Here is a 22,792-nt window from a genome sequence, read left to right as displayed (position 1 = left end):
CAACATCACCTACCCCCCGGCCAACACGTCAGTTCATCGAACGATCACACGAACGAGCGATCCCCAACCGTGAGTAAAGGGACTTAACGTCCTCTGAGAACGCATCAGCCCTGACGGGCTTCCGCCCGGACGACCAGGTGCTCGCGGGCGTACGCGGTGCGCAGCCCGGCATCGGTGAGGTGGGCTTGGAGGACGAGGTTGTGCACCGTGCGGGCGCTGGGCGAGGAGCCGTCGCGGGTGCGGCAGACGTTACGGCCTGGACGCCGCCGGCCAGGAAGTGGCTCAGCAGTTCGGTGCCCTCCCACCGGTTATCCCGCCATTGTGTTGTGGCACTTGGCACGGGAGCAGAGGGGCGTTCCGTTATCGGCGAAGTCTTCGACGAAGCGGATCGCCCAGCCCAGGAGTATCTGCATGGTCGGCTCGGCGATGCGCTGCGTGCGGTTCTCGTGACGCGTGGGTGTTCGCCCCAGCAGGTCCTGGTTGGCCTCCCCGTCCCAGGGCGGGTCCGGCGGCATCCGCAAACCCGGTGGGGGGATCTCCCGGTAGGCCCAGGTGGGACCGCTCGGGCCTCACCCCTTGCGGCAGGCCGTGCGTTCCATCGGCGAGCGGCCTTGCCCGGACCAGCAGCGTCAGTCGTTGCGGCACCGCCAGGCCATGGGGCAGCCCATCAGTGCCATTCGAGGGAAAAACCATCTGCCGACAACGAGACCTCCTCGATGGCGATTTCGTTGCTGCTGGCATCGAAGTTGGGTGCGCTGATGGCGGTCGGGAAGGCGTTGACGACGTTCCAGGTCATGAACAGAACAGTGCCGGCCTCGTTGGTGAGGCTGATGCTGATGTCGCGTTTGCCGGTGCGAGTGTCGTCAGCGGGGTTGAGCCATGCGGCGAGCTCGGGCTGGTCCTGGAGAGCACCGTTCGTGAACGTGATCACGGGGCCATTGGCGGACTCAGGCAAGAGTGGAACGGCTTCGATGCCTGCCTTAGCGGCGATCTCCGGAGGGATCTCCAGCCCGGACACGGAGGCGAACGCCAGTTCTTCGTCACCGATGGTGACCCTGTAGCTGTAGGCAGGCACGGGGCTTTCGTTCTCGACTGACACGGTGCAGTCCTCTCAACGGTGCAAAAGGGTGGCTGGCCCCGAGCTACGGGTGATCGATGTCGCCCTCAGCCATGGGACACCCGCATCCTGTCCAGAACGATCAACGACCAACCATCAACACCCAAGCTTCAAGACCGACCTCAAGCTCACAGCCCGCCAGCAACAACAGTCACTGGATACGGAACGGCCGTAGCGGCCGAGGGTCCAGGTGCCGGCCGCCAGGTCCTCCAGGCCCTGCTTGCGGATAGTGTCGTCGCCGGTGCGCGTCGAGGTGATCCAGGTCGTCGGTGCCAGGCTCTCGATCACGCGCTGGGGCATCGCGGTCCACACCCGGTCGGCGTGGATGTCGCGGCGCACCGCGGTGGTGCCGGGCTGGAACAGGTTGGTGTTGGTCACGGGGCAGCCTTCCCGTGTTCGGGGCCGGGACTTCCGCTCGAGGTGTGACGGCAGCTCAGGGCTTGGGGAAGCCGTAGCGGCTGGCGGCCCAGGCGTTCGGCGGCTGCGGGGTGTCCAGTCGCTTGCGCAGTTCCTGGACGGCTTGCGCGAGTTCCTCGCGGTCGGTGGCGTTGACCGTGCCGTCGAGGAAGACCGAGACATCGGCGAAGGTGCCGTCGTCGAGGATGCGGCCCGCGCACAGTTGGACGCGCAGGTACGGGGCGAAGGCGTCGATCCCGATCCACCAGCGGTCCGCGTCACGGACCAGGCGCAGCTGGGAGGGCAGGTGTCCGCGGAGCCCGCGGGTCTGGTCCTGCCAGCCGCACACGTCGTTGATCCAGTCGGCCACCGGCTCCGGCGCATACTGGTTCGGCTGCGCCATCGGTCCGCTCCTCCCCTTCGACGATGCGCCGAGCCTATCGGCGCCGGTTGGACGCGCGGGGTGGAACTGCTTGATCACCGGGCTGGCTGGCCCCAGGTTCGGCAGACGGGTTCGTGCCAGGTCGTCTGGACGACCATCCCGCCAGGCGTCAGATGTTCGCTGGACCAGGTCCGGCAGCACCCGTTGCCCGGCCGAACAGGAGCCGGCGGCCTCACAGCGCGGACCGGGACCGCAGGAGCGGGCACGCTGGCGGTCGGGCGGCGGTGGCGCCTGGTCGAAGGTGTCGTCATGCCGCAGCTCTGCCCGCCCCGCGCCGGGGCCGAACCCGCCACCCGTACAGAGCAGCACGAGGCCGTTCTACCCGGCCTCTGGCCTGCCCAGATACCTGATACTCACCGGTGGCCCGGCTGCCACGGCGGGCAAACTCACCGGCCCCGGCAGCGAAACTCACCAGCCCTGGGAGGGGAAGCTCACCGGCTGGCGGTGAAACTCACCGGCCCGAGGCGAAACTCCCCGGTGCAGGTCAGCGCCATGTACCGGGGAACAGCGGGGTCAGGCCCTGCGCCACCAGGAGCGGTGGCGCTTCGCCTCGGCCTCGGCGGCTTCGGCGGCCGCCTGCTCGCGCTCGGCCTCCTGGCGAGCCTTCTGGTCGGCGTCGGCCTGGCGGCAGCTTGGGCACAGCCCGTCGTCGTCCCAGGCGGCCCGCTCGCGCATCTCCCACCGCTCGTCCGAGAACGGCACCTTGCAGCGGGTGCAGGCTGGACGGCGGCGCTCGCGCTCCGCCCTCTGCCGTTCCTGCTCCCGTTCCTGGCGGACCTGGTCGGCGGCGGCCCGCTCCGCGTGCAGCAGCCGGTCGCCGTCCGGGTTGGCCAGCGCCTGGTCGAGGGTGTGCCAGCCGCGGCGGCCGAACCGGTGCCAGACCGGGGCATCAGCGCCGAAGCGGCGCAGCAGCGGCAGGGTGGTCGCCACGACCGGCAGGGCGCGGTGGTAGTCGCGGGCGGCGTAGCCGCTGTACGCGGGCGCGTACCAGGCGTCCTCGGAGGCGGTCTCGACCTCGGCCATGCGGTTCAGCAGCCGCTGGTGGTCCCGCTTGGCCTTCTCCTCCTTCTCCTTCGGGGTGAGCGGCCCCGCGCCGGGGCGGGTGCGCTTGCGGCCGGCCTCCAGGACCAGGGCGACCGGCGGCAGTCCCTCCCGTCCGGTGGCCGGGTAGAGGGTGGGCCACAGGCGCAGGTCGTGCGTGCGGGTCCCGGTCCGGCGCAGCGAGGCCTCGAACGCCGCCTTGGCCGCGCCCTTCGCCGCCAGCTCGCACCAGGCCCGGTAGGTGGCCAGCTTCTCCACGAGGGTGCCGACGCCCTCGTTCTCGCGGTCGACCTCGATCAGGAGGACCGGCACCTTCGCGCCGGGGTGGCGCAGCACGAGGTCGGTGAACAGTGAGCGGCGGTGCGGGATGGCGTGCTCGACCTCGGTGGTGAACGCGCCGAGGTGACCGATGCCGGCGCGGGCGAGGAGGCCGGCGGTGGCGACGACGTCCAGGGCGTGCTCGGAGAACGCCGTGCCCGGGCCGTCCCGTTCGGGGCGCAGCGCGGACAGCTTCGTCCCGGCCGGGAGCAGGCCGGCGGCTTCGCGGCGCCCGGCCGCAGTCAGGGTCCACAGCTTGCGGTTGTCCGGCAGGCGCAGCTCCTGGCGCACCCTCCCGGCGGCCTCCAGGTCGACCACGGCGTCGCGCGTCGCCCGGTCGTTGCGCTGGGTCGGGCAGACCAGGTGCCAAAGCTCCCGGCCGGTGGCGCGCTGAAACAGGGCAAGCGACACCAGGACCCCCTTCCTGACCGGCTGTGTCGAACCCCGCTTCCACCGCACCTCGGCATCAGGGGGAAGAGGGTTGTCGCCACGCCCGACGCCCCTTGACCGGGGCCGCTGGCCTGCGGAAACGGGCCGGGCCGCCGTCGGGGGCGTGGAGGTATCGGTGGAGGTGCCGGTGGAGGCGGCACCGGGCCCCTTGTCCCGGCCGGGCGAGGCCTTCGCCGCCCGGCCGGGGAGGTGGCCTGCGGCCTGGACGCCGTCGTCCGGATCGGGCGCGGCGAGCGCGGTGGTGGACATCGGGTTGGCCTTCCATCAGCAGGAGGCCGGAATCGGCGCGATGGCCGGCCCGGCACCCGGGCGAGCACCCGGACGCGGCCGACACTGCACACCGACCCCTTGTCCGCGGTCTGACCCCGCCCCTTGACCAGCACGTTGTCCCGCCCGGTTCGCCCCGGTCAGGTCCCTTGTCCTCCCGGTTTGTCCGTGACCGGGATCACGGGCGGCGGGCCGTCAGAGGTTCTGCAGATAGGCGGTGTGGACGGTGAAGGCGGCCTGCTCGGGGGTGTCGTGGAGCATCGCTTCCTGGGTGTTGATGTCGCCGATGAAGTAGCCCTCGTACACCGCCACCCAGCGGTCGCCGATGCCGGCCAGGCCGCGCTCGACCCAGCCGACCTGATGGCCCTCGCCCGTCACGAGGTAGACGTCCGGGTTGACCGTCCAGCCGGCCAGCGCCCACCAGTCGCCGAACCGCCCCGCATCGAGGGCGATGCGCACGTCGCTCGGGGGCAGCCGGCGGTGCATCGGGTCGGCCGGGACGGGAACCTCGATGGGCGCTTGCTGCGGTGCGGAAGAAGCCGGAGCCGGGGCGGGCCGGGGCGCGGTCTGCTGCTGGGCGAGCCGCTGGTCCACGAGCTCGCGCAGCCGCTCGCCACCGGGCGCCGTTTCGCCCCGGGGAACAACGGACGCCATGGCGGCGGGCCCCGCAGTGGGCTCCCTTTCCCCCCGGGGAGGAACAGGCGCCGACAGGGCCTGCGGCCGCTCCGCGGCAGGGTCCGTCGACGGGGGAGTTCGCCCCGGGGAGCAACGGGTGCGGACCGGTCCTCGTGGGCGGGGCCGCCGCTCGCCGGAGCCGGTACGGGAGCAGCCGTCGGCACCGGCGCGTCCGCGGCCGGGGCGCTGCCGGGTGGGGCCGCTGTTTCGCCCCGGGGCGAAACGAGGGGCTCCGGGGCGGCCTCTTCCGAAGCGGCGGCCTGGGTGGGGTGGGCGGCGAGTATCCGCTCGGCGAGCTCGCGGTGACGCACGGCCAGGCCCTCGGCGGCGCGGAGAAGGTCGGCCAGGGCCTGGCGGGCAAGGGCACCGTCGCCCTCGTGCTCCGCACGCTCCAGCTGGAGGAGGAAGCGCTCGTCGTGCCGGCGCAGCGCCTCGCCGAGCTCCAGCAGCCCGACGGCCGTGCCGTCGGCGGGCAGGTCGGCGGGTAGCGGGGTTTCGCCCCGGGGGTTTTCGGCGGCCGCGGTGAGCGCCTTCTCCTGACGCTCGCGCCCGCGCGCCCGGTCGGCCCGGGAGGAGCACGCCTTCGAACAGTACTTCCGGGGGCGACCGGTACTGCTCGGCTCCATCTCCTTGCCGCAGACCGTGCAGGTCGGCGCGCCGAACAGCATCGGCTCGGCCATCGCCTTTCGCCCCGGGGTGAAACGCCGCGCCCCGGCGGGCAGCGGCGGCCCGTCGCAGCAGCGCGCATCACCGGTTGCGCAGCGCTGCGCAACCGTCCTTTCGCATGCGCATCCGATGCTGCAACCGGCCGTTGCGCATGCGCAGCGGGCCCGATCGTTGCTGCAACAACCGGCCCTGCCGGCGGCGTCGGCGGCAGGGCCGCCGGGCCATGCCCGAGGCCTGCGACGGGGCGGGTGCGATCCCGTTCGCACCTGTCGTGACCTGCGGTGGGGAGTTTGCGTCGCACCCGGTGTGCGGCGAACTCACCGGTCCTTGCGCGCCCGGGGCCGGGCGGCTGCGACGCCGGTCGCACCGTCGCAGCCCGGTCGGCGATTGCGCAGCCAGCGGCCGGTCGCAGTCGCACTCCGTTCACCCGCGCGGGCCGTCGCAGTCGCAGCCCCGGCGTGCAGCAAGGATCGCCTTGCTACACGGAAGCAGCGGCAACAACGGGTGTAGCAAGGGTGACCTTGCTGCACCCTGCTGCCCAGTGGCCCGCGCCGAGCAGCGGGATAGCAAGGTCACCCTTGCTGCATGGCTTGCTGCTGCGGGCAACGCTGCACCGGCCGCTCGGCGCCAGGCACGGGCATCAGCCAGCTGGCGAGGGGCAACTGCCCAGTGTCACGCCGTCTTCGGCGTGACCGGTGCGGCGACGGGCCGACGGCGGGGCCGGCCACGGCCCTGACGACGGATCCGGCGGCGCAGGGCAGGCGGCAGGGGCTGGTCCAGCGCAACCCTTGGCGCTGGCCAGGGTGCGGTAGCGGAGCGCGCCGCGCCCAGCCATTTGCATGGTCAGGTCCGCGTGGATCACAGGGTTGCCGCCCGGTCCCGGCTTCCCGGCAGGGCACGTGCCGCCACCGGCCGGGCGGGGAGAGCGAGGGGCGGAATCCGGGATGGACTCATGGTTCATTTTGGTGATTGTGGTGCCCCCAAAATGGACCATGAGTCCATCCCTCACTGAGACGGGACGGCCCGACTTCACATGCATGTGACGTGAGAAGCGATTCCCAAACCGAAGGTAGGGTCACGTTTTCGCAGGTGAGGTGCGTGGCCGTCGCTCGGTAGGCATGCTCGGACCGTCGTGTTGGTGCGGGGGCATGGTCGGAGGTGGCGGATGCCGTCGGTGCTGGGGGTGCTGGAGCGGCGTGAGCGGGTGGCGCTGGCCAGGGCGGAGGAACTGCGCGCCGAGTTGGAGCGGGTCCAGGCCGCCGTGGCGGAGGCGGATGAGGCCGCGCGGCGCGCGGTGATCGCCCGGGAGGAGACGGTGGCGGCCCTGGCCGAGTTGGCCGATGAGGCCGCGAGGCCTGGGGCGTCGGCCGGTGGACCGGTGGTGGGGCCGGTCGCGGGCGTGGCCGGGCCGCGGGGCGAAGTCCCTTCGTGGCGTGAGGGGTTGGGGGGTGGAGGTGCTGTCGCCCGAGTGCGCGCGGATCGTGGCCCTGGTCGAGCGCGATGCGGCCGGCGGCGGGGAGGGGGTGCGGGCGCGGGCGATGCGCGAGCATCTGGGCTGGTCGGCGAGTGATGCGAAGGAGCAGGCGGCCCGGTTCAGGGCGAAGCGGCTGGTGGAACGGGGCTGGTTTGACCGAGGCGCGGCCGGGGCTGTTCAGGCCGCGGACCGCTTGACGCGGCGCGGGGAGGGTCGGCCCGAGCGAGCCAGTCGGCGGGTGGCCGGGATACTCGCGGCCCACCAGGCCATCGCCTCGGCGCTGTCGATGCGGGTCTCGTAGTCGCGGGCCAGGCGCCGGGCCCGGATCAGCCAGGAGAAGGACCGTTCCACGATCCACCTGCGGGGCAGCACCACGAACCCTTTGGCGTCGTCGCTGCGTTTGACGACGGTCAGGGCGAGGGCCAGGACGGCGTGGGCGAAGGCGACGAGCCATCCGGTGTAGCCGCCGTCGGCCCAGACCAGGGCGATGCGGTGGCGCTCGGCGCACAGTTGTTCCAGCAGGTCGCGCCCGGCGTCGTTGTCCTTGACCGAGGCGGCGGTGACCATCACCACCAGCAGCAGGCCCAGGGTGTCCACCGCGATGTGCCGCTTGCGCCCGTTGATCTTCTTCCCGGCGTCGTAGCCGCGGGTGGCCGCGCCGATCGTGGCGTCGGCCTTCACCGACTGCGAGTCGATGATCGCGGCCGAGGGCTCCTCCTTCTTCCCGGCCAGCTCGCGCAGACGCTTGCGCAGTCGGCCGTAGAGCTCCTTGATGAAGTCGTTGTCGCGCCAGCGGCGGAAGAACCGGTAGACGGCCCGCCACTTGGGGAAGTCGGCGGGCAGGCTCGCCCAGCGCACGCCCTCGGCGACCAGGTAGCGCACCGCGTCGATCATCCAATGCCACGAAGTTAAGCGCTCGGCGGCGGTGTCAAGGGTGGGCGCGATGCGCGAGGGGCCTCTGCTATCCAGGGGATCGACCAAGATCTTCCTGAGAAAGCAGAGGCCCAGTGGCCCACTCTGTCACGGACGGAACCGGTGACGTGTTCGCGCCCGGTCACATCGGCGAGTTAACCCAGGTCATCCCACCCGAGTTGGTGGATGCGGTACTGGACGAGACCGGGGCGCGTGAGCGACGACTTCGGAGCCTCCCCTCGCGCGTCGGGGTGTACTTCGTGCTCGCACTCGGACTGTTCGAGCATCTGGGCACTGGACTGGTGTGGAGCAAACTCGCGGCCGGACTGGCTGCTCGGGTGCCGCAGCCCTCGGAGAAGGCACTTCGCGATCTGCGTCGGCGGGTCGGGGTGGCCCCGCTCAAGCGACTGTTCGACGTGCTGGCCGGCCCGCTGACCCAGCCGTCCACGCCCGGAGTGCGCTACCGCAGGTGGCGCACGGTCGCCTTCGACGGCTGCGGGAGCCTGTCCGTCCCCGACCACGAGCGCAACCGGTCATGGCTCGGCCGCACCGAACGCCGCTACGGCCCGGCAGGCTACCCCCGGCTGATGCTCATGACCCTGTGCGAAACAGGCACCCGCGGCCTGATCGCAGCGGTCTTCGGGCCCGCCTCCAAGGGCGAGACTGACTACGCCCACGACCTGGTCGGCCACCTGACCTCGGACATGCTCCTCCTGGCTGACCGCGCCTTCGACAGCAACGAGCTGCTCGCAGACATCGCAGCCCAGGGGGCGCAGTTCTTGATTCGCGCCACCAGCACCCGACGACCGCCGGTGCTGGCACTGCTGCCCGACGGCTCCTACCTGACCCGGATCGGGGGCCTCTCACTGCGGGTGATCGAGGCCGAGATCCGCTCCCGCACCGCCGACGGAGGCGACTTCGGCGGGACCTACCGCCTGCTGACCACGCTCCACGACCACCGCACCGATTCAGCCGACCACCTGGTGCGTCTCTACCACGAGCGGTGGGAGATCGAGATCACCTACCTGGCACTCCGTCACACCCTGCTCAAAGGCCGAGTCCTACGTTCGAAGGACCCTGTGGGCCTCAACCAGGAGATGTGGGGACTGCTCACCCTCTACCAGGCCCTGCGCTCGGTGATGGTGACCGCGGTGGAGACAGTGCCCGCCTGCGATCCCGACCGGGCCGGCTTCACCGTCGCACTGGAGGCCGCCCGTGACACGGTCGTCAACCTGGCCGGAACGACTGCGGCCTCAGGGCCGGGCAGCCGCTCCGACCTGGTCGGACACATCGGCGCCCGTGTCCTGCACGCGCTGCTTCCCGGGCGCCGGATGCGGTTGTCCGCCCGCATCGTCAAGTGCGGAACCTCCCGCTACAACATCTGGAACCGAGACGGTCGTCCTCGCGGCAGCACACCGATCACCGTCATCGAGATCACCGTGCACCCACCGGCTCTGCCCAGCGCGCAGGACCCTGGCCAGGCCCTCTCCGGCCGCTGGGGCCAGGTCTGCCAGCTCTGGGCTGCGAACTCCAACCAGGCCATGCACACCCGGGACATCGCGCGGCATCTCGGGCTCGCCAACTCTGGGCGCCCCCTCAGCAGCCTCACCGCACAACTCTGCTATTGGGCCCGCAACGGCCGGCTCATACGCACCGCTCCGAACACCTACAAGATCACCCTCCCCGACGCCTTGACACCACCACCGAATCCTTAACTTCGTGGCATTGGTCGAGCATCTGCCGGTGGCAGAAGCCCCCAGGGTGGCCCCCTTGCCCGTTCATCCAGGCCGGTACCGGCAGCAGCGGCCGCAGGATTGCCCACTCCGTGTCGGTGAGGTCGGAGCCGTAGCGGCGGGTCCGGTCGGGCTGGTCGGCGGCGTTTCCGAGCCGGTGTGCGAGGCAATCGCACGACATGCCGGAGCTGGCCGCGGGCGCAGCGGGCACGCCAGAGTGGAGCACGAGGGCCTCCTGGTTGTTCGTTGACTCGACATCACCGAACTGGGCAAGAGGCCCTTCTTCTATGCGCCGGCCGCGACCTGATCACCCGAACGAGCCTGATGCGTGCGGAAGTTCGAGTGGCAGCCATGTCCCCCGGTTTGGGAATCGCTTCTCACTGAACGGTGGCCGAGCGGGCTGGACGGTCTATTCGGTAGATGTAGTGGGCACGGTCGTCGATGGGGTTGTCAGGCTCCAGCGAGGCTTCGGCGACACGGTGCAGGCCCGCCTTCTCCAGCGCCCGCCAGGATGGTCGGTTAGCGACGTGCACTGGGACGATAATCGCGGTGACGTTGGGATGGTCGGTCCAGGTCGCCTCGATGACCGCATGGATCATGCGTGGGCCGTGTCCCTGACCAGCCAGGCGGGGATCGCCGATCAGGTAGTCCATTGTCACCGCCCCGTCTGGCACGTCGACTTCGGCCGCCAACTCGGCCAGGTAGTCGGGGTAATCGGCGAGGCGGCAGCGCTGCACGAGGCCGATCGGTTCGCCGTCGAGCATGACGAGCAAGTCCTCAGACGGCTCCAGCCCCCCGGCTGCGGGGCCGAAGTCGCGCTCGACAGCCTCCGGGGAGCTCTCGTGGTTCCACCAGCGGGCGACATGCGGCTGTGCCAGCCACTGCCTCAGTTGCGGGAAGTCGGGTTCGCCGAGCCGGCGCCAGGTAATCATCGGGGTTCCTCAGTGGGTCGACTGGTTGCGGGTGGAGTCCTGGTAAAGCGTCCGCATCGTGATGCCGCGGGCGAACGCGAAGAACTCTTCCAGACGCACCGCAGTGGGCGGCGCCCCGACCAGCGGTGAACCCTCGGAGGTATGCCGGGTCCGGTTGAGGCGGTCCGGATCGTGGTAGGGGTGAGGCCCCGCACCGTCCATGTCATCTCGAACGCGGCAGCGCACTCTTCCTGGAACGCCCACGGATCAGTCGGCACGGCAGGATCAGCCGGGAACAAAATCGCACTCGGGCTCTTGCCCTGTCTGGTGGCCCGGTCTGGCCGCGGCTGATCCCTAGCTCCCGCGCGGCCTCGGCCGCCAGACCTCCCGATCCGCACACCCCCGCGCGGAACTCCGCGTCGAACTTCCGCCCCTTCTCTGCCATGACTCCCAAATTCCCCTGAAGTCACGGCCTCTACGCTACGAGGTGAAGGTCACAGGATTCAGATCAACGCTTGGTCACGTATTGCGAGTTGAACGTCGCGTTCCGCTCCTTTGATGGCTGACCGAACTCTTGGGGTGACTCGCTGAAGTGCATAGCATGACGGCATGTCAGTATCTCCTCGGACCTGGACGCGCGGGGTGTCACCACCGATCGCCCTGGTGGTGTACGCGGCCGCTGCGGTGCTGGCCTTCCAGGTAGTGGGCCGACCATCCGCGCCGGAGCGGCCGCCCAGCGCCTGTGCCCTGGTGCCGGCAGCGCTGCTGGTACGGCTCGTGCCCGCCGCGGTCGTAGGCCTCACGTCCAATGAGCCAGGCCTGCGGACGAGATGTGAGTGGAAGTCCGACATCGGTGCGACCGGGAACACGGCCTCCCTGGCCGTGTTTGTGGATCGCAGCGCGCCCACGGCCTTCCGTACCTCCGCCGACGAGGCGATGGCCTCGTTCAGCTCGCAGAAGAAGCTCGCTCTGGGCCCCGGTGACAGCCTCGGCCACACCGTGGACCTGGCCGGGTTCGGGCACTTCGCGTACGCGGAGGTCCATTCCGATCAGACCTACCCCTACGTGATCGTCTCGGCACTGCAGGGCGGGGATGTCGTCATAGTGAGCTACAGGGCCGGGCCGTCCACCGATGATCTGACGCTGGCCGGCGCTGCGGAGGCAATGCGGATGGTACTTGCGGGGTTGCAATGAGCACCGAGAAGCACATCGGGACGGTACGGATCGGAACTGTTCTGCTCGGTGCTCTCCTGCTGGCACTGGTGGTCGCACTGGTGGTCAGTGGTTCCACGTTGGCGTTGCGCCGACTCGACCGACCGGGCTCGCCGCCGTCCGCGCCGACCCGCCCGGTGCCGAGCTTTACGGGCTCCCCGTTCCTACCGGCGTGATCGAGGGAGCCTGCCGCCACCTGGTCAAGGACGGACTCGACATCACCGGTCCCCGCTGGGGAGTCCCGGGCGTGCTGGTGGCGGCCGGGGAGCGCTGGGCGCCGGGTCCGGTCGCGCCCGGCAACGGGGTGGGCAGCGTGCGGGTCGGCGTGGTGTCGGTCATCCTGTGGTGCCTCTCCTCGGAACGGGTGCCGTCCCGGCCGGGGTGGGCCGGGACGGCGGAGCATGCGGGACGGGTCAGCCGGCCGCGAGATAGGCGCCAGCCACCTCGTCCAGGTAGCGCGCGACCTCGTCGGCCCGGGTCCGGTCCGTCGGGTCGCACTGCCCGTGCGCGTCGGCGATGGCGGTGTCGAGGTCGGCGGCGTAGTGCACCAGGGCGTCGTAGATCCGTGGTCATCAGGTCCAGCGGCACCTGGCCTCGGACCCGCCACAGCCGCACGGTCTCCGCGACGTGGCGCAGCAGGCGGTGACGTGGGTGGTCGGCATCATGAGCTCGCCGTTGTCGTGGCGGTACAGCGCCAGCGGGAACCGCTCGTCGAGGTCTTCGTCCGCGGTGGGCTCCGGGGTGGTGTCGGTCATCGTGTGGTGCCTCCAGGAGTCGGGAGCGGGGCGGCGAGGTGTACGGGGCGGGTTAGCCGGCGACGGTCTCGGCGTGCCGGTCGAGGGCGTCCAGGAGCGCGGTCTGCTGGTCGGTCAGCTTTCCCTCGGTGCGGGCCCCCGCCTGCTTGCGCAGCCAGGCGCCGGGGCGGAACGTGGGGTCGTCGGCGAGGCCGGTGCGGTTCGCCGGGCCGTCCAGGGTTCCGCCGGCGGCGAGGTAGGCGAGCAGGCGGCGGTAGGAGCGGTTCCAGTCCGGCTCCAGGCGCCACAGCTCGTCCAGGCCGTCGAGCTTCGCGGCCTGGTCGGTGGTGAGGTTGTCGGCCTTGCGCTGGCGGCGCATCCACGCACCCACCGCGTAGTCGTCCAGCTTCGCCGCCGCCGGGATCGCCAGGTGACCGTGCTGGCGGTGGAACGCGGCGGCATAGGCCGCCCCGCGCTCCCAGGCGTTGGCGTTCTTCGACCAGATCATGCCGAGCGCGTCCAGCTCGCTGACCCGGGCGGGGTCGAGCAGGCCCTGGCCGTTGAGGTGGCGCTGGCGGGTGAGCCAGGAGATCAGGTCCGCGTGCTTCGTCTTGTCAGTGGGGTCGAGGTGGCCGTGCTGGAGGTGGAAGACCGCCGCGACGGCGTGCATCCGCTGCCACTCCACGGCCCGCGGGTTGAACGCGCGGAGCTTGACGGTCTGGAGGATCCGCGCGGCGTGCTGCTTCGCGTTGATCCGCAGCCACTCGATCGGCGACTCCACCGGCGCCGGCTGCTGCTCGCCCTCCCTGGCCTCGCCCTCGGAGGCCTTGGCCGCGGTGGTGTGCGCGGTGCCCTGGGAGCGGTGGGCGCGCAGCTCGGTGATCCGGCCGACCACCCGGGCGTCGTGCGCGGCCAGGGCGCGCAGGACCCGCCAGATCGTACGGAAGGAACTGGCCTCGATCTCGGTGTCGGCCTCCGCCTTCACGGCCTCGCCGGCGTCGTGGACCTCGGCCGGGTGCGCGGTGGCGGTGTCGTCGCCGACTTCCGGCGTCGGCAGGTACACCGGGATGATGACCCAGGACACCTTGCCCTCGCGGTAGGACTGGCGCAGCGCCCTCCCGACGGCCTGGACGATGTCGATGACCGACGACTTCGGGTCCGCGAAGCAGATGGCATCGACGGCCCGAACGTCGATGCCCTCGGACAGGAGCCGGGCGTTGGCGAGGATGCCGCACTCCTCGCCGTCCTCACCGGTGTGGGGCCTTGAAGTCGGCGAACGCGGCCCGGCGGTCCTTGAGCCGGTCGGTGCCGGCCACCGCCTTCGCCCAGATCCGCTCCGGGCGCTCCGCGTCCTCCAGCAGCTCCGAGGTCTCCAGCAGGGTGTTCGCGAACTCGCGCGCTGCGGACACCCGGGAGTGGAAGGTGATGACCCGTCGGAGCCCGAGGTCGGCGATGGCGCGCAGCACCGCGATCTGCGAGGCCAGGCGCAGCAGTTCCTCGTTGCTGCGCTGGGAGCGCAGGTCCGCGACGGCCGGGAGGCGGAGCAGCTCGCGCAGGTCCTCGTCCGTCACCACCGGCACGAGCACGCGGTAGTCGGCGAGGTAGCCGTGCTCGATGCCCTGGCCGAGCGTCCAGGTGACACAGACCTTGCCGTAGATCTCCTCCGAGTCCATGGAGCAGAGCGCGGGCAGCTTCTCCGCGCCCTCGCTGTCGGCGTCGGCAAGGTCGGCCAGGCCGTCCTTCGCGCGCCGGTCGTCCGCGATCCTGGGCGTGGCGGTGAAGTACAGGCGGCGCTTCGCCGGAACCCGGTCGTCGTCGTGGACGGCGGCCCAGGCCTTACCCTCGGAGCCGGCGGTGCGGTGGGCCTCGTCGATGACCACCAGGTCCCACTGCGCCAGGCCCCAGTGGTAGTGGGCCTCGACGATCCGCTCCAGCGAGGCGTAGGTCGCGTACACGGTGACCGGGTGGTCGTCCGGCGCACCGTTGACCAGGTCCGTCAGCGCGGCCGGGGCGGTCGTCACCGCGGCGTCGATCCGCCCGCCCGCCTCCGCGCTCTCCAGCGCTTCCTCCCGCGAACATGCCGCCACTGCCACGCCCCGGCGCCCTCCCTTGAGCGACCAGGACTCCGCTGTCTGCTCCAGCAGCTCGATCGTCGGCACCAGCACCAGCACCCGGCCCTTCGCCGCCAGACGTCGGGCGCAGCCGGCGGCAATCAGCGTCTTGCCCGAGCCGGTTGCCGCGACCACCGTCGCCCGGCCCCGTCCTTCACCTCACGCACCGCGGCCGCGACCGCGTCCTTCTGGAACCAGTGCAGCGGCAGCGGGTTCACGGCGGTGCCGGGCGGCTGCGCCGGGACGGGCGTCTCGGCCTGGGCGCGCAGCCCGGCCGGCACGTCCTGCTCGGCGGTGGCGGCGGCGGTGGTGGTGGTCTCCACGGCTGCCCTTCTCCTTCGTATGCCGGGTGGTGCGGGGAGGTGGCGGGTCACCGAGCGGGGCGGCGCAGCTGCAGAACGGTGGCCGACGGCCGGTCCGCGGGGGGCGGTCGACGGGGGCGGTGGACCGCGCGGGGAGGGGGTACCCAGCCTGCTGGGCACCCCCCTCCGGTTGCCCGTGAGTGCGCGATTGCGTAGTCCCGGGGCTACGGGGCCGAGACGGTGGAACTCTCCGCGGCGGCGGGCCCGGGCGGGAAGGAACGGTCGAGCATCCGGCGGATCCCGTCGGCGTCCTCAACCGTGAGCTGCTGTGACAGAACCAGCTCACCCATGTTGTGAAGCATGGGCCCGGCAAGGCGGTAGCCCTGACCGACGCCGTCCTCGTCGAGCTGTTCGAGCTGGGCGGTGAGCTGGCTTCCACGGCGGTAGACGCACAGCTGGAGGATGTTGGTCATGGCGGGTCTCCTTTTGATAGGGGGATCGGGATCTTGCCCTGCCTCATGTGGTCGGGTGTGACTGAGCGCTTCAGTTGGCGAGTCGAGCGTTGGCCAAGCAGGGTAACGCCAGAGTTGGACAGTGAACCCGGTTTGGGTGATATCGCCCGCTCACGCAGGACGTGCGGTGTCCTGGGTGCCGTGGACGGCATTCACGGCAGGAGCGCTGGTGCGGCACCGTCCCGGGCTGCAGTGCCTGGTCTCCACCGGTCGGCAGCACGGCTTCGAGAGCCTGGCCGAGCGGTGGCTGCTGCTGGTTTGGACTTCGCGAGCGGATTCGACGAGGTGCTGGCCCAGCCGTTCCGGTTACGGTTCACCTGGTCGGAAGGGAAGGTCGCGCACATCCCGGACTTCCCGCGGCCGCCAAGTCGGCGGCCGCGGCGGGCTGGCGCTATGCCGTGGTGACCGACCCGTCCCTGCTCTGAACTGCGCGTTCACCCCCGCCCGTTTGCACAGGTGAGAGGGCGCCGAGGCGCCGCAGTTCCGAAACCGGGGAGTTCCAGTTGGTCCACCACGCCGAAGATCCGGCCCGCCGCGGGGGCAGGTGGCGAAGGCCGCTCGTGGCCTTCGCCACCGCGACCGCCGTCGTGGGAGTGCTCGCGGCTCCCGGGATCGCCCCCGTCGCGAACTCCTTCGGGAGTCCTGCACCCTTCTTGTCCTGGCATCAGCTGATGGACATCCAGGGCAAGATGAACGAGACCGCTTCGGCCGTGGAACATGCGTCGGGTCAGATCGGCAGCCGGGCTTTCGCCGGTGTGGTCGCCGCCCCCGAGAAGAAGCACCTCACGATCTACTGGCACGGCGAGCTGACGCCCGAGGTCCGGGCGGTCGTCGCGCAGAGCCCGGTGCCTGTCGATGTCAAGCCGGCGCCGCACAGCGCGCAGGACCTGAAGGACGCCTCGCGCGAGGTGACGCGCCTCGCCGAGTCCGCCGGAGTGCGGATCACCGACGTGGCGATGCCGCAGGATGGGAGCGGCCTCACCGCGACCGTGGTGGGCGGCGAGGCCGACGCACAGCGGCTGCGGCGGGCGGTGGCGTCCGTGAGCGTTCCGGTGACGGTCGAATCGAACGGCACGGAGTCGATCAGCCTCGGGGACCCCTCGCGCCGGAACGATCCGGGTGCCGGCGGTGCGCAGATCATCGCACCGTTTTGCAGCACGGCCTTCGCGATCAACTACCGCGGCGAGGACGCCATGCTCACCGCGGACCACTGTTTCCTGCCGAACAACGAGACCAATGTCCGGTACGGCGTCGACGATACGGGCGGGCAGGGGCCGGCGATCGGCACCCGGATCTCACCGCAGATTATCCGCCCGGACGAGAGGGGGCCTGTCTACCTCGACGCGGCCGTCATCAAGCCGTCTTCGAACGTCACGATGAACCAGCAGATCTGGACGGGCGGCGCAGCCGACCAGTCCAGCATCTCGCAGACCAAGAAATGGGTGAGCGCCGCGCAGGTCGCGCACACGGGGAACTGGATCTGCAACGAGGGTTCGCGATCGGGCGAGATCTGCAACATCCAGGTCACCACCAAGGTGACCGATTACTACGCCAAGGGCGTCGACAACCTGGGCGGCGAGGTCGAGCACCACTACATGTACGGCTGGAAGGCCCTCAAGCAGTTCACCGCCGCTGACAACTCGTCCATCGCGGCCCGCAGGGGCGACAGCGGAGGCCCCGTTGTGTTGGGAGGCGGCCCGGGCCTTCCGGGGGCGCCGCCCAACATCACGGCCCTGGGCATCGTCTCGGCCACGACGGGTGGAACCTGGAGCTGCAAGACGCCGGGGAGGACGATGGCGACCAGCTGCACGGGCGGCATCATGTTCGTCGGCCTGGAGGACGCCCTCCCCATGCTGGGTGCCAAGATCGGCGTTCGTGACTGGAGCACCGGGCACCTGAGCTGGGTCGACTACGGCAGCGGCGGCGGGGGCGGGGGCGGGGACATAGGCTCCGACCCCAGGCCGCACGAGCACGACGAACTGGTCGACGGCAACGGTACGGCGATGGCCTATGACCTGCCGAGCGGCCGGCTCGTCGGCGCCCGGCCCGGTGACCCGCGGGCCGACTGGGAACTCCTCCAGACGACGGACGGCGGCTGGCTGTTCCGGAACCTGGCCGCACCCAACGAGTACCTCGGCCAGTCCGCCGACGTCGGACTCCAGTTGTCGGACTGGGAGGGCGGGCACTGGTACTTCCACCTCCAGATCAAGGGCGGGAACTGTCTCGCGCTGTGGCCCGGCGCCAGCGTGCCGAACAGCGTCGCGACACCCGGGAACGCCCCGTGCGACCACAACGACGAGAACCAGCTCTTCAAACTGGTGCCGGTCGGTGAGGAGGACGCCGACCTGCCGACCACGCCGGGACCCCCTCCCGCGGGCAGCGTGCACCTGCCGTCCCAGCAGCCGCCGGTGAAGCCCTCCGGGCCTTCCATGGACGCGGCCTACTCCTTCCTCGCCCAGCGCCTCGACGCCCACGGCACCGCCGGCACGCTGCGCGTGCCCCGCAGCTACCAGGGCGGGCACTTCGAGGACCCGAAGCTGTTCGGCCCGGACGGCTTCCAGGCCTCCTTCACGTACGACAACGCGCTCGTCATCACCGCGTTCCTGCAACGCGGCGGAGCCGACGACGTCGCCCACGCCACGGCACTCGGCGACAGCCTGCTGTATGCCCAGGCCCACGACATCACCCCAGACGGCCGCATCCGCGCCTCCTACGAGCCCAGCCCGTTCGTCACCGCGAGCGGCGCGCCGTACGTGGGCGGGTTCTCCGTCTACACCGGGAACATGGCCTGGGCCGGTATGGCGCTTACCCGGCTCTACCGGGTGACGGGCCAACAGCGTTTCCTGGACGGGGCGTTGAAGGCCGCCAACTGGATCCAGAACAACGCCGCGGACACCCGCGGTGCCGGCGGCTACACCGGCGGCCTGCGCAACGACGACGGCACCGGTCAGACGATGGTCCCGCTCACCTGGAAGGCCACGGAGCACAACATCGACACCGGCGCTTTCTTCGCCATGCTCGCCGGCGTCACCGGCGACGCGGGCTGGGCGCAGCGCTCCACCAACGCGTTCCGGTTCGTGAAGTCCGTGCAGGCCGCCAACGGCCACCTGTGGACGGGCACCGGTCTGGACGGGGTGACCACCAACGACGACGTCGAGCCGGAGGATGTGCAGACCTGGAGCTACCTGGCCACCCTCGACCCGTCCTACGCGCCCGCCATCGACTGGGCGGCCGGGCGGATGGCGGCCACCGACGGCCCGTACAGCGGGGTGAGCTTCAGCGGTAAGGACACCACCGGCGTCTGGTTCGAGGGCACCGCCCACCTGCTGGCCGCCTACCAGGTCCGCCGTGCGGACGGCGATGCCGCGAAGGCGGCGGCCCTGATGGCGACCTTGCAGAAGGCGCAGAGCGGCGCGACCAACACGGACGGCAAGGGCATCGTCGCCGCCTCGCACGACGGCCTGGACACGGGGGAGGGCGACCTCTACTACTCCACCCTCCACACCGGGGCGACCGCCTGGTACGTGATCGCCGCGCAGGGCGGGAACCCCTTCCGCCTGTGACCGGGGAGTCGCGGCCGCCGCACCGACGGCGGCCGCGACTCGCGGGATCGGAGCGTCAACTCCACTGTTAGCAGGTCTAGATGGGCACGAGCGATCGCCAGGAGAGGCCCGTGCCGCAGAACGGTGGATCCCTGCCGGGTCAGGGATTGCCGAAGGTGGAGCCGCGACGCGCGGACGCTGGCACTGGCGGTGCCGTGTGGATCACCACGCGGGTTTGGCGGCCGGACCTCGACGGCCGAGTTCCCATGACCCCAGCAGAGTTGCGGCATAATCGCCGCTCTACCCGGCTCAGACGCACATCTCGCCGCCGAGTGCTCAACCCGCCAACTCGACCGCTCACCCGCCAACTGAAGCACTCAGTCACAGCCGGCCGGGCCTACTGCTGGTCCTCGGGGATCCAGCCGCGGACTTCCAGGTAGGCGATGTCGGCGTCCTGGACGGCGCGGCCGGTTTCCACCAGCCAGGCCCGCATCGCCTCGGTGACGTCGCCGAGGTGGTCGGCGACACGCTGGGACCACTCGGCGGCGTCGAACCCGCCGGTGCTGGCGGAGCCGTAGGTGCGCTCCTCGGTGCCGTCCGCGCGCGGGATGAAGCCGCGACGCAGCCCCGGGGAGTCTTCCGTGGAGCCGGCCGACATCGTGTACTGGTTGGCCTTCATCCGGACGGTGAAGGCCAGGCGGCCGCCGGCCTGGCCTGTCTCATGGACGACCGGGGCGAGGTGGCTCGCGCCGGACTTGATGGCCTGCTTCCCGGCGCGGCCGGCCATGCTCTCGCCGGGCGCGCCGACAACGTCCTTGCCCCGGACCCGGGCCTTCTGCCCGGTCTTGGTGCGGCGACGGGTGGTGTTCGCCTCCGCGATGCCGGACAGCGCCTCGGTGTCGCGCTCACCGCCGCGCACCGCGCGGACGACCTGGCGCAGCGCGCCGACGAACGCCTTGCCCTTGCCCTTGGCGCCCGGGGTCCGGGCGGCTGGTGGCTGGTGGCTGGCGTAGCTGGGGGGATGTCTCGCGGAATGTGGGCGGGTGGGCCGGTCGTCCGGCCGCGGCGGGCCTGGTCAGCGCAGACTTGCGTACTCCTCGACGCGGTCGGCCAGGCGGCGGTCGGGGCAGGGGACGAGGCCGTCGGTGTCGTCGCCCGTGTGCATCACCAGGCGGTCGACCTCGACGGCCAGGGCGCCGGAGGGCGTGGAGGGCTTGGCGGTGCGGGTGCCCATGACGATGGGGGCGGTCCGGAAGTAGTCGGGCATCTCCGGTACCGCCGGCATGGGGACACCCGGCCCCAGGTCCTCGTCGACGCTCACGGCCTGCTCGAACCACAGCCGGGCCTCGCGGATCTCCCCTCGGCCGAGGTGGTGCAGGTACAGGCACCAGGCCGAGGTGTGGTCACCGGCGCCGGCCCCGATCTTCCACCAGAACTCGGCGCTGACGGGGTGCCCGGTGTAGTGCAGCAGGCAACCGAACAGCCGGCCCTTCGATCTCCTGAACCAGATCCTCCACACACTGGTCGCGTGGGCCCCGGGGGTCGTCCAGGAGATCGGCGAGATCGGTGATCCGGGCGAGCCGGGTGGTGCTGATCTCCCCGGAAACCACCGTCTCCAGGCACTGCCGGGCACGGTCCTGCTCCGCCCACCAGCCAGGCGGCGGCTGCTGGCCTCGCCGAATCCGTGCGACGTCGGCCGAGATGCGGCGCAGCGCGGCGGGCACGTCGAAGTCGTCGGGGGCGTCGAGGAGGTGGTCGAGGTTTTCGGGCTTCATCGGTCGGCTCCTTCGCGGCGGGGCCCGGGTACGGCAGCGGTGCGGCGCAGGACGTGTCGGGTGGTCAGCAGGCGTTCGAGGGCGGCGAGCGCGCGGCGGTGGTGGTAGTCGACGGTCCGCGGGTGGATGCCCAGGACCTCCGCGCTGTACTCGGCGGTGTAGCCCATGCTGGTGCGCAGGACGAACACTTCGCACTGGCGGGTCGGCAGTTCGGCGAGGGCGGTGTAGAGGCCGGCTCCGCCCTCGATCCGGGTGAGGGCCTGGTGCATCTGCTTCAGCGTGCGGCGCGCCTCCCTGAGACGGGCAGCCAGGTCCTTTTCACGCCGGAGCCAGTGGACCCGGTACATGACCGCGCCGGCCAGGATCCCCCGGGGTGCTGCTCGAAGTCCGGGGCCTCGAGCGCCTGGGCCCAGTTGTGGGCGAGGTAGGTGAACACCTCGTACGCGACCTCGTCGCCGACCGCGAGGTCCCCGATCATCTCGGCGGCGTAGCCGCGGAACGTCCGCTGCTTGGCCAGGAAGTAGGCCTCGAAGTCCAAGGGGAGGTCGACGGGCTCGTGCACGGCCGGGCCGGTTTCACTGCCCGCGAAGCTGTCGTCGTTCACCGGGGTGCTCCCGCACTGGCGTGCGCCTGCGCCGGGCGAGCGCCGGCCGCAGGCGGGCGTTGGTGCGGACCGGCTGGAGGGCTGCAGCCGTGTCGCAGAGGGTGTCCATCTCACTCTTTCGGTCAGGTACGACGTCAAGTTCTGCACGCCGAAGCCACCGTGTGGCCCGCCTTCAGACTTGCAAACGAGCACCCCTGTTCACGCATATGGCCTAGATGAATGAGTCCAAGGGATGCCGTCGCGATCAGCGGTCGAAGGCGATCAAGGATCGCTTTACGGGTTGGCCGGTCTTGTCGTTGAACCAGATCGCGGCGGTGAGTGCCAAGATCCGCATCAGTACCCGGACGATCACTCCGGCCGGAGTGCGCCCGCCATGTCGTTCCAGGTCGAGCTGCCCCTTGAAGGTCTGGTTGATCGACTCGATGACCTGCCGCAGCGGCTTGAACAGATGTGCCCCGGCCCGTTCGGGTTCGCCCTTGCGGGCCGGGCGCAGCAACTCCAGGTGACGTTCTGTGAGGTCGCGCTCGAAGTCGCGGCCGTAGTAGTTCTTGTCGCCGATGATCGTCTGCCTCGGATGGGCGGCGGCGACGTCGGGTGCGGCATCGAGCATGCCGTGCAGGGTCTCGCGTTCGTCGGCCTTCGCGCCGGTGAGCGCGAACAGGACAGGCAGTCCGCCCAGCGTGCAGACCAAGTGCAGGCGCAGGCCCCAGAAGTATCGGGAGTGCGACGCGCAGTAGCCGTACTCGGCCCAGCCGGCGAGGTCGGAGCGTTTGGCGGTTTCACGTGAGCAGCCGCAGCCGACCGGGGTGGAATCGACCACCCAGACGTCGTCGCTCCACAGCGAGGTGTCCTGTGCCAGCATCCTGATCATGTGCTTGATCAGCTCGGATGCGTTGCGGAGCCGCTTGTTGTACCCGGACTGCTGGGGCAGGTATGGGAACAGGCGGCGGGAGTCCCGGTTCGCGCGCCGTAGCCACCGCCGCTCCGAGGTGTAGCCGAGCAGCGCCGGCATCACCGCGAGGGTGACCAGCTCGGCGTCACTGAGCGTGGGCGCGATCCCGACCGCCGGGCGCCACGGAGCCAGATGCGGCGAAGCCTTCAGCTGGTCGTCGATCCTGACGTAGAGTGCCGCTGCGAGGGTGTCCAATTCTGTCTTCACACACCGACATTGGACGCCCTCGCGCCATGCCCGCAGGCGATCCCTTGGAATCGGCTGACGTGCGGGCAGTCGGGTGTCGGCGGCTGTCCGGTCGAAGTCGAAGGTCTCCATCCCCCGCGCGGGGGAGTCGAGTTGGACCTTGCGCATGATTCGGCGGGGCGGACCGCGGAGACAGCATGGGGCCATGGTCACGTTTGGGACACCGATAGCCGCTGCCGTCTCCGAGAGTCAGCCCCCTGCCCGTTGGGTGGTCCGAGTCGCGCACATTGCGGCACTCACTGCTGTGCCGTCCGGGATCTGGCGGATCGCGATGGGGGTCGGCATACCGGTGGGATTCAGCACCACCCTCTCTGCCAGCCTTGGGTGAGACATCCCGCTTTGTCGGGTTAGCCTGAGAGGGCCCGAGTAGGAGTTCCACCCCTGATGACCAGCACCAATT

At 70.8% G+C, this 22,792-nt stretch carries 24 protein-coding genes and 1 pseudogene; 5 read left to right on the top strand and 20 right to left on the bottom strand.

Annotation, left to right across the window (positions count from 1 at the left end):
* Positions 1–667: 667 nt before the first annotated feature.
* From ACZ52R_RS42030 to ACZ52R_RS42010, 5 genes are all read right to left on the bottom strand, one after another.
* On the bottom strand, positions 668–1,099 hold the full coding sequence (locus ACZ52R_RS42030; protein ID WP_465625867.1) for a phage tail protein: 432 nt from the start codon (positions 1,097–1,099) through the stop codon (positions 668–670).
* 114 nt (positions 1,100–1,213) lie between these two features.
* The gene (locus ACZ52R_RS42025; RefSeq protein WP_465625865.1) at positions 1,214–1,495 is read right to left on the bottom strand and encodes a hypothetical protein; all 282 of its coding nucleotides are present in this window, start codon (positions 1,493–1,495) and stop codon (positions 1,214–1,216) included.
* Between the two features lie 55 nt (positions 1,496–1,550).
* Entirely contained in the window at positions 1,551–1,916 is a 366-nt protein-coding gene (locus ACZ52R_RS42020) for a hypothetical protein (protein ID WP_465755415.1), read from the bottom strand.
* Between the two features lie 552 nt (positions 1,917–2,468).
* Positions 2,469–3,725, bottom strand: coding sequence for a replication-relaxation family protein (locus ACZ52R_RS42015; protein ID WP_465755414.1), 1,257 nt, complete (start codon positions 3,723–3,725; stop codon positions 2,469–2,471).
* 501 nt (positions 3,726–4,226) lie between these two features.
* A complete protein-coding gene (locus ACZ52R_RS42010; protein WP_465625859.1) occupies positions 4,227–4,685 on the bottom strand; it encodes a hypothetical protein in 459 nt (152 codons plus the stop codon).
* 290 nt (positions 4,686–4,975) lie between these two features.
* On the opposite strand from ACZ52R_RS42010, the gene ACZ52R_RS42005 reads away from it, so the two are divergent.
* On the top strand, positions 4,976–5,194 hold the full coding sequence (locus tag ACZ52R_RS42005; RefSeq protein WP_465665289.1) for a hypothetical protein: 219 nt from the start codon (positions 4,976–4,978) through the stop codon (positions 5,192–5,194).
* Between the two features lie 1,829 nt (positions 5,195–7,023).
* On the opposite strand, the gene ACZ52R_RS42000 is transcribed toward ACZ52R_RS42005, so the two are convergent.
* Positions 7,024–7,827 carry an IS5 family transposase gene (locus ACZ52R_RS42000; RefSeq protein ID WP_465755413.1) on the bottom strand — a complete coding sequence of 268 codons (804 nt, stop codon included), beginning with the start codon at positions 7,825–7,827 and terminating at the stop codon, positions 7,024–7,026.
* Positions 7,828–7,853: 26 nt separating this feature from the next.
* Here ACZ52R_RS42000 and ACZ52R_RS41995 point away from each other — a divergent pair, with 26 nt between their 5' ends.
* On the top strand, positions 7,854–9,473 hold the full coding sequence (locus ACZ52R_RS41995) for an IS4 family transposase (protein WP_465755412.1): 1,620 nt from the start codon (positions 7,854–7,856) through the stop codon (positions 9,471–9,473).
* A gap of 395 nt (positions 9,474–9,868) precedes the next feature.
* On the opposite strand, the gene ACZ52R_RS41990 is transcribed toward ACZ52R_RS41995, so the two are convergent.
* Complete coding sequence (locus ACZ52R_RS41990; RefSeq protein WP_465625849.1) at positions 9,869–10,423, bottom strand: GNAT family N-acetyltransferase; 555 nt, start codon at positions 10,421–10,423, stop codon at positions 9,869–9,871.
* 621 nt (positions 10,424–11,044) lie between these two features.
* Here ACZ52R_RS41990 and ACZ52R_RS41985 point away from each other — a divergent pair.
* Both ACZ52R_RS41985 and ACZ52R_RS41980 read left to right on the top strand, forming a co-directional pair.
* A complete protein-coding gene (locus ACZ52R_RS41985) occupies positions 11,045–11,596 on the top strand; it encodes a hypothetical protein (protein ID WP_465625847.1) in 552 nt (183 codons plus the stop codon).
* Positions 11,593–11,790: a hypothetical protein gene (locus tag ACZ52R_RS41980; RefSeq protein ID WP_465625909.1), complete on the top strand. Its 198-nt coding sequence runs from the start codon at positions 11,593–11,595 to the stop codon at positions 11,788–11,790. The genes ACZ52R_RS41985 and ACZ52R_RS41980 overlap by 4 nt, the downstream gene beginning before the upstream one ends.
* Positions 11,791–12,027: 237 nt before the next feature.
* On the opposite strand, the gene ACZ52R_RS41975 is transcribed toward ACZ52R_RS41980, so the two are convergent.
* The 7 genes and pseudogenes from ACZ52R_RS41975 to ACZ52R_RS41945 form a co-directional block, all read right to left on the bottom strand.
* Positions 12,028–12,162 carry a hypothetical protein gene (locus ACZ52R_RS41975; protein WP_465625907.1) on the bottom strand — a complete coding sequence of 45 codons (135 nt, stop codon included), beginning with the start codon at positions 12,160–12,162 and terminating at the stop codon, positions 12,028–12,030.
* Positions 12,163–12,186: 24 nt separating this feature from the next.
* The gene (locus tag ACZ52R_RS41970) at positions 12,187–12,369 is read right to left on the bottom strand and encodes a hypothetical protein (protein WP_465625905.1); all 183 of its coding nucleotides are present in this window, start codon (positions 12,367–12,369) and stop codon (positions 12,187–12,189) included.
* A gap of 52 nt (positions 12,370–12,421) precedes the next feature.
* Positions 12,422–13,432, bottom strand: coding sequence for a helicase associated domain-containing protein (locus tag ACZ52R_RS41965; RefSeq protein WP_465625845.1), 1,011 nt, complete (start codon positions 13,430–13,432; stop codon positions 12,422–12,424).
* A gap of 33 nt (positions 13,433–13,465) precedes the next feature.
* Positions 13,466–13,576: pseudogene (locus ACZ52R_RS41960) on the bottom strand (hypothetical protein); the annotation flags it as partial.
* A gap of 19 nt (positions 13,577–13,595) precedes the next feature.
* Complete coding sequence (locus ACZ52R_RS41955; protein ID WP_465625843.1) at positions 13,596–14,594, bottom strand: DEAD/DEAH box helicase family protein; 999 nt, start codon at positions 14,592–14,594, stop codon at positions 13,596–13,598.
* Entirely contained in the window at positions 14,561–14,782 is a 222-nt protein-coding gene (locus ACZ52R_RS41950; RefSeq protein ID WP_465625841.1) for a hypothetical protein, read from the bottom strand. Before ACZ52R_RS41950 ends, ACZ52R_RS41955 begins: the two co-directional genes overlap by 34 nt.
* A 203-nt stretch (positions 14,783–14,985) precedes the next feature.
* Positions 14,986–15,234: a hypothetical protein gene (locus ACZ52R_RS41945; protein ID WP_465625839.1), complete on the bottom strand. Its 249-nt coding sequence runs from the start codon at positions 15,232–15,234 to the stop codon at positions 14,986–14,988.
* Positions 15,235–15,926: 692 nt separating this feature from the next.
* On the opposite strand from ACZ52R_RS41945, the gene ACZ52R_RS41940 reads away from it, so the two are divergent.
* Positions 15,927–18,836: a trypsin-like serine protease gene (locus tag ACZ52R_RS41940; protein WP_465625837.1), complete on the top strand. Its 2,910-nt coding sequence runs from the start codon at positions 15,927–15,929 to the stop codon at positions 18,834–18,836.
* 376 nt (positions 18,837–19,212) lie between these two features.
* Here ACZ52R_RS41940 and ACZ52R_RS41935 read toward each other — a convergent pair whose 3' ends face one another.
* The 6 genes from ACZ52R_RS41935 to ACZ52R_RS41910 form a co-directional block, all read right to left on the bottom strand.
* Positions 19,213–19,734 carry a helix-turn-helix domain containing protein gene (locus ACZ52R_RS41935; RefSeq protein ID WP_465625835.1) on the bottom strand — a complete coding sequence of 174 codons (522 nt, stop codon included), beginning with the start codon at positions 19,732–19,734 and terminating at the stop codon, positions 19,213–19,215.
* A 156-nt stretch (positions 19,735–19,890) separates the two neighbouring features.
* On the bottom strand, positions 19,891–20,334 hold the full coding sequence (locus ACZ52R_RS41930; RefSeq protein WP_465625833.1) for a hypothetical protein: 444 nt from the start codon (positions 20,332–20,334) through the stop codon (positions 19,891–19,893).
* On the bottom strand, positions 20,219–20,590 hold the full coding sequence (locus ACZ52R_RS41925) for a hypothetical protein (RefSeq protein ID WP_465625831.1): 372 nt from the start codon (positions 20,588–20,590) through the stop codon (positions 20,219–20,221). The genes ACZ52R_RS41930 and ACZ52R_RS41925 overlap by 116 nt, the downstream gene beginning before the upstream one ends.
* Positions 20,587–20,859 (bottom strand): RNA polymerase sigma factor, encoded by a 273-nt coding sequence (locus ACZ52R_RS41920; RefSeq protein WP_465625829.1) that lies wholly within the window; start codon positions 20,857–20,859, stop codon positions 20,587–20,589. The genes ACZ52R_RS41925 and ACZ52R_RS41920 overlap by 4 nt, the downstream gene beginning before the upstream one ends.
* A 5-nt stretch (positions 20,860–20,864) precedes the next feature.
* Positions 20,865–21,194, bottom strand: coding sequence for a hypothetical protein (locus ACZ52R_RS41915; RefSeq protein WP_465625827.1), 330 nt, complete (start codon positions 21,192–21,194; stop codon positions 20,865–20,867).
* A 244-nt stretch (positions 21,195–21,438) separates the two neighbouring features.
* Positions 21,439–22,353: an IS982 family transposase gene (locus ACZ52R_RS41910; protein WP_465625899.1), complete on the bottom strand. Its 915-nt coding sequence runs from the start codon at positions 22,351–22,353 to the stop codon at positions 21,439–21,441.
* Positions 22,354–22,792 lie beyond the last annotated feature (439 nt).

The sequence above is a fragment of the Kitasatospora sp. NPDC034023 genome (assembly GCF_055575795.1).
Note: the sequence above shows the minus strand (reverse complement) of the source record. Positions and strands in the feature narration are given on the sequence as shown.